Origin of the sequence: Streptomyces sp. (genome assembly GCF_019510245.1) — a bacterium.
Lineage (GTDB): Bacteria > Actinomycetota > Actinomycetes > Streptomycetales > Streptomycetaceae > Streptomyces.
In genome coordinates this window covers 45497-55139 of record NZ_JAEKKT010000176.1, presented here as the reverse complement: position 1 = coordinate 55139, position 9643 = coordinate 45497, and the positions used below count along the sequence as shown (strand labels likewise).

Here is a 9643-nt window from a genome sequence, read left to right as displayed (position 1 = left end):
ATCAACGGCTTCCGGCCCGGCCGGCAAGGACGGTTTCCGGCCCGGCCTCCGCCCGCGCCTCCGGCCGGTGCGGATTCTCACCGTGGGCGTCTTCGCCCTGGCCGGTCTGCTCTTCTTCACCAGCTTCAACACGGCCAAGGGCACCGACATCCGCTCGGACGACAACCTGCTCAAACTCTCCGACCTGATCCAGGAGCACAGCCGCAAGAACAAGGGGCTGGACGAGTCCAACGCGAGCACACGCGACCAGAACGAGAAGCTCGCCAAGCGCGACGACGGCTCCACCCGGGCCCAGGACGACCAGCTCACCGGCCTGGAGAAGGAAGCGGGCACCCAGAAGCTCACCGGCAAGGCCATCACCGTCACGCTCAACGACGCTCCGCCGAACGCCACCGCCAAGCTCCCGGGCTACCCCGAGCCGCAGCCCGACTACCTGGTCATCCACCAGCAGGACCTGCAGGCCGTGGTGAACGCCCTGTGGCAGGGCGGCGCCCAGGGCATCAAGGTCATGGACCAGCGGCTGATCTCCACCAGCGCCGTGCGCTGCGTCGGCAACACCCTGATCCTCCAGGGCCGGGTCTACTCCCCGCCGTACAAGATCCAGGCGATCGGCGACCCGGCGAAGATGCAGAAGTCGCTCGCCGACTCCGAGGCCATCCAGAACTACATGGTGTACGTGAACGTGTACGGCCTCGGCTGGAAAGTGACCGAGGACGGGACGGTGACTCTGCCGGGCTACTCGGGCACAGTGGATCTGCACTACGCGAAGCCCGTGGAGTAAGCAGCTCGTCACTTTCTGGAGCCGCCGGTGCGCGTGATCGTCAGGACTGTCAGCGAGCTCTGCATCACCATCGGCACGCTCATCGTGCTGTTCGTCGCGTACGTGCTCTTCTGGACCGGTGTGAAGGCCGACAGTGTGATGCACGACCAGATCGACCAGTTACAGCGGCAGTGGTCGGCGACGGCCGCGGTGCATCCGACGGCCAAGGCGTCCGCGACCGCCGCCGCACCCGCGAAGCCCGCCGCCTACCACTACGGCAAGGCGTTCGCGATCATGTACATCCCCCGGTTCGGTTTCACGTGGAACAAGCCGGTCCTGGAGGGCACCGGCACCGATGTGCTGAAGAAGGGCCTTGCCCACTACGCCCGGACCGCCCAGCTGGGTCAGGTGGGCAACTTCGCCGTCGCCGGCCACCGGCGCACCTACGGCGATCCGTTCCTCGACTTCCCGAAGCTGCGCGAGGGCGATGCGATCGTCCTGACGGACGGGACGACCTGGTTCACGTATCGGATCGACAAAGGCCCATACAAAACAGTTCCGACGGACGTTGAAGTGATCGACCCTGTGCCACGTAAGTCGGGGTATACGCGTCCGGGCCGCTATCTCACGCTGACCACGTGCGATCCGGAATGGGGGCACAGCCATCGGCTGATCGTCTGGGCGCACTTGGACTCCACACAGCCTGTGGAGTCAGGCAGACCTAAGGCGCTACGCCGTTAGTCTGGTGCAGTACGGCGGGATTCTGGTGCCGTGGTGGAACGGAAGGGACGGCATGTACGGCTGGATCTGGCGGCATCTGCCGGGCAACGCGTGGGTGAAGGCGCTGATCTCACTGCTCCTCGCCCTGGCCGTGGTCTACGTCCTCTTCCAGTACGTCTTCCCCTGGGCCGAACCGCTGCTGCCCTTCAACGATGTGACGGTGGACAACCAGTGAGCGCGCGGATTCTCGTCGTCGACAACTACGACAGCTTCGTCTTCAACCTGGTCCAGTACCTGTACCAGCTGGGCGCCGAGTGCGAGGTGCTGCGCAACGACGAGGTGTCGACGGCGCACGCCCAGGACGGTTTCGACGGGGTGCTGCTCTCGCCCGGTCCCGGGACGCCGGAGGAGGCGGGCGTCTGCGTGGACATGGTCCGGCACTGCGCCGCGACCGGCGTCCCCGTCTTCGGCGTCTGCCTCGGCATGCAGTCGATGCAGGTGGCGTACGGCGGTGTGGTGGACCGGGCGCCGGAGCTGCTGCACGGCAAGACCTCGCTCGTCGAGCACGGCGGCAAGGGCGTCTTCGCGGGCCTGCCGACACCGTTCACGGCGACCCGGTACCACTCGCTGGCCGCGGAGCCGGCGACGGTCCCGGCCGAGCTGGAGGTGACCGCCCGTACCCACGACGGGATCATCATGGGTCTCAGGCACCGTGAACTCCCGGTGGAGGGCGTGCAGTTCCACCCCGAGTCGGTGCTGACCGAGCACGGGCACCGGATGCTGGCCAACTGGCTGGTGGAGTGCGGTGACCAGGGCGCGGTGGCGAGGTCGGCGGGGCTCGCCCCGGTGGTGGGCAGGGCCACGGCGTGACCGCGCTGCGCCCCGAGCGCAAGACCGGTGCCTCGTACGGGGATCAGCCGTACGAGGGATCAGGCGCGCTCGGGGAGACGGCGTTTCTCCCGCCGGTCCAGGAGCCTCCGACGTATCTCCCGCCGATCGACGAGGAGACCGTCGCGCTGCGGATCCCCGATCCGCCGCCCCTATCGGCTTCTGCGGGCACTGCAGCCCCTTCTGGCACCGGAACCCCAGAAGGCGGCCGAGCGGCCCGCAGAAAGGCCGCCAAGCGGCGTGGCGGGCGGCACGGCGGCGCACCGGAGTCCGCGCTGCCGGAGAACACCGCGCCGGGCATCGCGCCGGGCGCCGCGCCGGGTCGGCCGCTCTCCCGGGTCGAGGCCCGTCGGCAGCAGCGGTTGCGCAAGCCCAGCCCGGCCGTCATGGCGAGCCGGGCGATCGGCGAGGTGTTCATCACCACCGGCGTGCTGATGCTGCTGTTCGTCACGTACCAGCTGTGGTGGACGAACGTCCGCGCCCACGCGCAGGCCGGCAAGGAGGCCAGCAGCCTCCAGCAGGACTGGGCGAGCGGCAAGCGTGCGCCGGGTGTCTTCGCGCCGGGCCAGGGCTTCGCCATCCTGCACATCCCCAAGCTGGACGTGGTGGCGCCGATCGCCGAGGGCGTCAGCAACAAGAAGGTCCTCGACAAGGGCATGGTCGGGCACTACGGCGAGGGCGCGCTGAAGACCGCGATGCCGCAGGACAAGACCGGCAACTTCGGTCTGGCCGCGCACCGCAACACGCACGGTGAGCCGTTCCGGTACATCAACAGGCTCGTCGCCGGTGACGCGGTCGTCGTCGAGACGCAGGACGAGTACTACGTGTACAAGGTGACGTCGATGCTGCCGGTGACGTCGCCGAGCAACGTGAGTGTGCTGGACCCGGTGCCGAAGGGCTCGGGTTTCACCGAGCCCGGCCGGTACATCACCCTGACCACCTGCACGCCGGAGTTCACCAGCAAGTACCGGTTGATCGTGTGGGGCAAGATGGTCGAGGAACGCCCGCGCAGCAAGGGCAAGCCAGACGCGCTCGTCGAGTAGGGGCAGAGGAACAGTGGCAGCGACCGCCGACGACACCGAAGAGCAGACCGACGCGCCGGACGCGGCGTCCCCCGCGGGCCGTCGGCCGACCGGCCGGATCGGCATGGCGGTCAGCGTCTTCGGGGAACTCCTCATCACGGCGGGCCTGGTGCTCGGCCTGTTCGTCGTCTACTCGCTGTGGTGGACGAACGTGATAGCGGACCGGAAGGCCGACCGGGCGGGCGACAAGGTCCGGGAGAGCTGGACCCAGCCGGACACCGGTCCCGGCGCGCTGGACACGAAGAACGGCATCGGCTTCCTGCACGTGCCGTCCATGAAGAACGGCGAGGTCCTCGTCGAGAAGGGCACGTCCACGGACGTCCTGAACAACGGCGTGGCCGGCTACTACATCGACCCGGCCAAGGCCACGCTCCCCACCACCGGCAAGACCGGCAACTTCACCCTCGCCGCCCACCGCGACGGCCACGGCGCCAAGTTCCACAACATCGACAAGGTGAAGGTCGGCGACCCGGTCGTCTTCGAGACCCGCGACAACTGGTACGTCTACAAGGTCTACGACATCCTCCCCGAGACCTCGAAGTACAACGTCAAGGTCCTCTCCCAGGTCCCCGAGGAGTCCGGCAGGACCAAGCCGGGCCACTACATCACTCTGACGACGTGCACGCCGGTGTACACGAGCCGGTACCGGTATGTGGTGTGGGGGGAGTTGGTGCGGGTGGAGAAGGTGGACAGCGAGCGGACGCTGCCTGAGGAACTGCGTTAGCGTGACGTACTGTCACGCTTGACACGAGCTGGGCCCGAAGCCGCAACTACTCCTTGCGGCTTCGGGCCCTTTCCTGTCACGTCGTGCTCACTCCAGGATCTTCAGCGGCTCCCCGGCACTCCAGTCCTCCAGTGCCCCACGATGTACGGCGGTGATCCCGGCTGCGGCGGCGATGTCCAAGGCCTCCGGTGTGAAGGGGCACGTGGCCACGTAGAGTGCCACGTCCGCGCTGTAGAGCACCTTCGCCGCTCCGACGAACTTCTGGACCTCCGGGCTGGTGATGTTGAGGTAGGGCGCGAACCTCTTGCACTGGACGACGAGGCGCCGTCCGTCGGCCGTGAGCCCGATGATGTCGACGCCCCGGTCGCCATGACCGCCCTGCACGACGACGTTGGTGCAACCGTCGCGGATCAGCAGTTTGGCGATGTGGCGTTCGAAGGTACGGCCGTTCATGGCGTCCATTGCTGCCATGACTCCGACGGCGGGGCGGTCGTCCCGGATTCCTTCGAGCCTCTTCAGCCGTGTGTGGTGCTGGTGGAGCCGCCGCTCGATGCGCTGGACTCCTGCGCGCAGGGCGATCAGTTCCTGGCGGTGCTCGCCTGATGTTTCGATCAGGGCGTTGAACATCGGCACGACGGCCTTTCCGAGGATGTGGGTGATGCGTTGGTCGATCCGGTCGTCGAGAACCCGGAGGTCTGTTGAGGCGGGGTTTTCCACAGGCTGTGCACGGGCCAGGTACTCCATATCGAGGAGGTAGACACACCTGACGTGCGACTTCGCTGTCGCGGAGGAGCATGGCGACGTTGAGGACGGCGCGGCGTGGGTACAGCGCGAGGGATCGGGACCGCGACTGAATCCCACTGACCTTCTTGAAGGAGGTCAGTTCTGCACCTGCCAAAATGCGGTAGCCGTTGGTCACCAGCTCATCGCGGTGATCGAGTACCAGTGACTCGATGGCCTTACGGCTCACCTCGAACGCCGCCACCATCGCCGTGGTCACATGCATCCCGTCCGGCAGCAGTGACAGCGCCTTCACCCTGTCGAGGACGTCGGTGCGGTCCAGCACACTGCTGCGCAGAGCCTGGGACTCCAGCAAGGCCGTTTGGTCGATCATGTTCTGCCCCTCATTCGTCTCGTGGCCACGTGGCCGGGGCAGCGGACGGAGTCCCCACCCCTTCTGGTCAACGAGGGGTCGGCATGCGGGCAACTAGGGCGAACGTTCTGCCTTGGGCTGCTGTACTTGCCGCAACCGGGGAGCCAACACTCCCGGCGTCGACGGCCTCGCAGCTGCCGACGTCGAGGAAAGGATCGGTATCCCCGGATTCCTGGACGACCTTCGTGCCCAGCTCAAGGGAGGCACGTTCCGGCCGCGGCCGGTGCGGGAGCGCAAGATTCCCAAGCCGGGTGGGTCGGGAAAGGTGAGGCGGCTGGGTATCCCAGTGATCGCCGACCGGGTCGTTCAGGCCGCGTTGAAGCTGGTGCTGGAGCCGATTTTCGAGGCCGACTTCAAGCCGGTCTCTTACGGGTTCCGGCCCAAGCGGCGGCCCCAGGACGCGATTGCCGAGATCCATTTCTATGGCACCCACGGCTACCGCCGGGTGCTGGACGCGGACATCGCGGCGTGCTTCGACGAGATCGATCACGCCGTGCTGATGGACCGGGTCCGGATGAGGATCAAGGACAAGAAGGTCCTGGCGCTGGTGAAGGCGTTCTTGAAGGCCGGTCTTCTGACGGAGCTCGGCGAGTATCAGGACACGCTCACCGGCACACCGCAAGGGGGCATCCTCTCTCCGATGCTGGCCAACATCGCCCTGTCGGTGCTCGACGAGCACCTGCACCGGGGATGGGAGCCAGGCGCCACCGACTACCGTCGCGGCCGACGCCGGGCCGGTGGCCTGCCGTCGTGGCGGCTGGTCCGCTACGCGGACGACTTCGTCGTCCTGGTCGACGGGACCAGACAGGACACCGAGACACTGCGCGCCGAGATCGCCCAGGTGCTTGCTCCGATGGGGCTGCGGCTGTCACCGGCCAAAACTCAAGTGGTGCACCTGAGCGAGGGGTTCGACTTCCTGGGGTTCCACATCCAGTGGCGCCGCAAGCGCGGAACGAACAAGTGGTACGTCTACACCTTCATCGCCGACCGGCCTCTGCAGTCGGTGAAGGCAAAGATCCGTCACCTCACCCACAGAACGTCGCAGCAGGACCTCGCCGTGGTGCTGATCAATCTCAACCGGGTCACCCACGGCTGGGCCCGCTACTTCAGGCATGCCGTGGCCAAGCACATGTTCAGCAAGCTGGACGACCTCGTCTGGTGGCGGGTCATCCGGCTGCTGAGGACGCGGCATCACTGGAGCTGGTCGGACGTCCGCAGACGGCTCACCACCGCCACCGGGCGGTGGCTGCCGATCGGCGCGGACGGGATCGAATTGCGGAAGATCAGCGCGGTCCCGGTCACCCGGTATCGCTACCGCGGCAACAAGATCCCCACCCCCTGGACTCCTGCACCCACCTGACGGCAGAGACCGTGGAGAGCCCGTTGCCTAGTAATAGGCACGGCGGGTTCGGCGAGAGGTCCGGGGAAACGGACCGGGAGCAATCCCGGCACCGCGCCCCGGGCCTACTCAGCGACGAGGCCGGTTTCTCGATGACGCCGCCGACCACCCGCACCTGGTCCCGCCGCGGCCACACCCCGGTGATCCGCGTGCGGGGCCGCTCCCGCCGCCGCTTATCGGTCGCAGCCCTTGCCTGCTACAAGGCCGGCGAACCCTCCCGGCTGATCTACCGGCCCTGTCCCGATGCCCGGCCCGACGGACGCAAGAGCTTCTCCTGGAAGTACTACCGCGACCTCGTCCAGACCGCCCACCAGCAGCTCGGCGGCCCGATCGTGCTGGTCTGGGACAACTTGAACACCCACCTGACTGCCGGAATGCGCCGCTACATCGCCGACCGCGACTGGCTCACCGTCTTCCAGCTGCCGCCCTACTCACCCGACCTCAACCCGGTCGAAGGCATCTGGTCCGTCCTGCGACGCACCACCACAGCCAACCGTGCCTTCGCCGACCCCGACGACCTGATCACCGCCGTCCGACGCGGCCTGCGCCAGCTCCAGTACCGCCCCGACGTCCTCGACGGCTGCCTCACCGGCACCGGCCTCCGGCGCCAACCAGCATGACGACATCACGCATTCAAGGTCAGTAGGTGCCTCACTTGCTGTTTTGGCTGTTGGGATGGCGGGGTTTGAACCCATGACCTCTTCGTTCTGAAGAAGACGAGCGATGAGGAAACTCAGGTACGGGAGCTTGGGTGCCGCGCACGGCGGAGCCCCGGCGACCTCCTGCGGGAAGGGGCCGGGGCTCCGCCGTGGTCACTGGGGCGTCAGCCGAAGGTACCGCCGAAGAAGTTGGTACCGCCGTTGTTACCGCCGTTGTTGCCGTTGCCGGTGCTCTGCGTGGTCAGGGTGACTGTCGTGCTGCCGGGGTCGTTTTCGGGGGTGTTGGCCTGCGGATCCTGGCCGATGACGAGCGCGTTGTCGCTGGAGTCGCCGTTGAACTGGATCTGGGTGAAGCCGGCCGCCTGCAGGGTCTGCTTGGCCTGCTTCACGGTCTGGCCGAACACGCTCGGTACGGCCGTCTGCTGCTGGGCCTTGCCGATCTGGATGTTCACCGTGGAGTTCTTGTCGACCTGCGTGCCCTTCTGGGGGTCGGTCGAGACGACCTTGCCGACCAGGTTGGGGTCGGTGGTCGTGACCTCGGTGCAGTTGCCGGTCAGGTTGTTGGCCGTCATCTGCGCCTTGGCGTCGTCGCAGGACTGCCCAGTGACGTCGGGGACCGTGGACTTCTCCTGGGCCTTGGCGACCGTGAGAGTGATCGTGGAGCCCTTCTGGACTTCCTTGCCGCCGATGGGGTCTTGGTCCAGGACGGTGTTCGGGTCCTCGGTGGAAGTGGTCCGGGTCTGCGTCTTGACCACGAACTGATAGTCGGAGCCCTCCAGCTTGGTCTTCGCGTCGTCCAGGCTCAGACCGATGACGCTGGGTACGGAGACCTTCGGGGCGCCCGTGGAGACCACGAGGTTGATCGTGTCGCCCTTCTTGACGTCCGTGTTCTCTTTCGGGTCCTGGGAGCAGACGCTGCCCTTGGGCTGGTCCTCGCAGGGCTTCCGCGTCGGCGTCCCCAGCTTCAGGCCCGAGTTGTCGGCCATCTTCTGAGCGTCCGCGTAGGTCTGGCCGACGAAGTTCGGGGCGGCGAAGGGTTTGTCCGCCCCGCCCCCGCTGACCACCCATTTCCCGATCAGGATCGAGCCGACCAGCACCAGGATGCCCGCGACCACGAGCAGGATCGTGGAGGTGTTGTTCTTCTTTTTCTGCTGGCGGCGGCGGTCCGGGCGTTCGTCGTAGCCGTAGCCGCCGTCGTCCGGGTTCATCGGGGGGAGCATGGTGGTGGCGCCGGCGTCGGAGCGCATGGCCGTGGTCGGCATGTCGTCCGGGTAGCCGCCGTAGCCGACGGAGCCCATGGCCGCGGTGGCCGCGACCGGCTGGCCGTCCAGGCAGGCCTCGATGTCGGCGCGCATCTCGTCGGCGGACTGGTAGCGGTAGTTCGGGTCCTTGACCAGGGCCTTGAGGACGATGGCGTCCATCTCGGGCGTGATCTCGGGGTCGAAGACCGACGGGGGCTGGGGTTCCTCGCGGACGTGCTGGTAGGCGACCGCGACGGGGCTGTCGCCCACGAAGGGCGGTCGTACCGTCAGCAGCTCGTAGAGGAGGCAACCCGTCGAGTAGAGGTCCGAGCGGGCGTCGACCTGCTCGCCCTTCGCCTGCTCCGGGGAGAGGTACTGGGCGGTGCCGATGACGGCCGCGGTCTGGGTCATGGTCATGCCGGAGTCGCCCATGGCGCGGGCGATGCCGAAGTCCATGACCTTGACCTGGCCGTTGCGCGTCAGCATGACGTTCGCCGGCTTGATGTCACGGTGGACGATGCCGCTGCGGTGCGCGTACTCCAGGCCCTGGAGGATGCCGATGGTCATCTCCATCGCGCGTTCGGGCAGCAGCTTGCGGCCGGAGTGCAGGAGCTCGCGCAGCGTCGAGCCGTCCACGTACTCCATGACGATGTACGGGATCGAGACCCCGTCGATGTAGTCCTCGCCCGTGTCGTAGACCGCGACGATCGCGGGATGGTTGAGCGAGGCGGCCGACTGGGCCTCCCGGCGGAACCGGGCCTGGAAGGACGGGTCGCGCGCGAGGTCCGCGCGCAGCGTCTTCACCGCCACCGTGCGGCCGAGCCGCGTGTCATGGGCGAGGTAGACCTCCGCCATGCCACCACGGCCGAGCACGTGGCCCAGCTCGTACCGGCCGCCGAGGCGACGCGGCTCTTCCATAGCTACTACCAGCCCCTCTTCATCGGTCCCGGTCGTCGTCTCTGCGCGCGGCCGGAGGCTGCCGTCCGGGCCTACGGTACCCGGGTCGCCCTGATTGAC

General features: G+C 67.4%; 10 protein-coding genes. 8 read left to right on the top strand and 2 right to left on the bottom strand.

Translation table 11 applies throughout. The features are described from left to right. Nucleotides 1-67: 67 nt before the first annotated feature. The 6 genes from JF597_RS34595 to JF597_RS34570 are packed head-to-tail and all read left to right on the top strand — an operon-like array spanning nt 68 to nt 4174. Nucleotides 68-781: a DUF881 domain-containing protein gene (locus JF597_RS34595; RefSeq protein WP_294004504.1), complete on the top strand. Its 714-nt coding sequence runs from the start codon at nt 68-70 to the stop codon at nt 779-781. Between the two features lie 27 nt (nt 782-808). Beyond that, nucleotides 809-1501: a class E sortase gene (locus JF597_RS34590; protein ID WP_294004482.1), complete on the top strand. Its 693-nt coding sequence runs from the start codon at nt 809-811 to the stop codon at nt 1499-1501. 52 nt (nt 1502-1553) lie between these two features. Continuing rightward, the gene (locus JF597_RS34585) at nt 1554-1715 is read left to right on the top strand and encodes a hypothetical protein (RefSeq protein WP_177233025.1); all 162 of its coding nucleotides are present in this window, start codon (nt 1554-1556) and stop codon (nt 1713-1715) included. Beyond that, a complete protein-coding gene (locus JF597_RS34580) occupies nt 1712-2350 on the top strand; it encodes an aminodeoxychorismate/anthranilate synthase component II (protein ID WP_089100427.1) in 639 nt (212 codons plus the stop codon). Before JF597_RS34585 ends, JF597_RS34580 begins: the two co-directional genes overlap by 4 nt. Next, on the top strand, nt 2347-3411 hold the full coding sequence (locus JF597_RS34575; protein ID WP_294004472.1) for a class E sortase: 1065 nt from the start codon (nt 2347-2349) through the stop codon (nt 3409-3411). Before JF597_RS34580 ends, JF597_RS34575 begins: the two co-directional genes overlap by 4 nt. 13 nt (nt 3412-3424) lie before the next feature. Further along, nucleotides 3425-4174 carry a class E sortase gene (locus JF597_RS34570; RefSeq protein ID WP_294004470.1) on the top strand — a complete coding sequence of 250 codons (750 nt, stop codon included), beginning with the start codon at nt 3425-3427 and terminating at the stop codon, nt 4172-4174. Nucleotides 4175-4261: 87 nt separating this feature from the next. Here the strand turns inward: JF597_RS34570 and JF597_RS34565 are convergent, their stop codons facing one another. Next, nucleotides 4262-4918 (bottom strand): restriction endonuclease, encoded by a 657-nt coding sequence (locus JF597_RS34565; RefSeq protein ID WP_294004467.1) that lies wholly within the window; start codon nt 4916-4918, stop codon nt 4262-4264. Nucleotides 4919-5400: 482 nt separating this feature from the next. Here JF597_RS34565 and ltrA point away from each other — a divergent pair, with 482 nt between their 5' ends. Both ltrA and JF597_RS34555 read left to right on the top strand, forming a co-directional pair. After that, complete coding sequence (gene ltrA / locus JF597_RS34560; protein ID WP_294004464.1) at nt 5401-6687, top strand: group II intron reverse transcriptase/maturase; 1287 nt, start codon at nt 5401-5403, stop codon at nt 6685-6687. A gap of 131 nt (nt 6688-6818) precedes the next feature. Beyond that, nucleotides 6819-7346 carry a transposase gene (locus JF597_RS34555; RefSeq protein ID WP_294004461.1) on the top strand — a complete coding sequence of 176 codons (528 nt, stop codon included), beginning with the start codon at nt 6819-6821 and terminating at the stop codon, nt 7344-7346. A 203-nt stretch (nt 7347-7549) separates the two neighbouring features. Here the strand turns inward: JF597_RS34555 and pknB are convergent, their stop codons facing one another. Then, entirely contained in the window at nt 7550-9544 is a 1995-nt protein-coding gene (gene pknB / locus JF597_RS34550; RefSeq protein WP_294004458.1) for a Stk1 family PASTA domain-containing Ser/Thr kinase, read from the bottom strand. Nucleotides 9545-9643: the final 99 nt, after the last annotated feature.

Bases quoted from the DNA above. Each gene is read 5' to 3' on its own strand.
- JF597_RS34585 (WP_177233025.1), top strand. From the start codon at position 1,554: ATGTACGGCTGGATCTGGCGGCATCTGCCGGGCAACGCGTGGGTGAAG.
- JF597_RS34565 (WP_294004467.1), bottom strand. From the start codon at position 4,918: ATGGAGTACCTGGCCCGTGCACAGCCTGTGGAAAACCCCGCCTCAACA.
- pknB (WP_294004458.1), bottom strand. From the start codon at position 9,544: ATGGAAGAGCCGCGTCGCCTCGGCGGCCGGTACGAGCTGGGCCACGTG.
- JF597_RS34555 (WP_294004461.1), top strand. From the start codon at position 6,819: ATGACGCCGCCGACCACCCGCACCTGGTCCCGCCGCGGCCACACCCCG.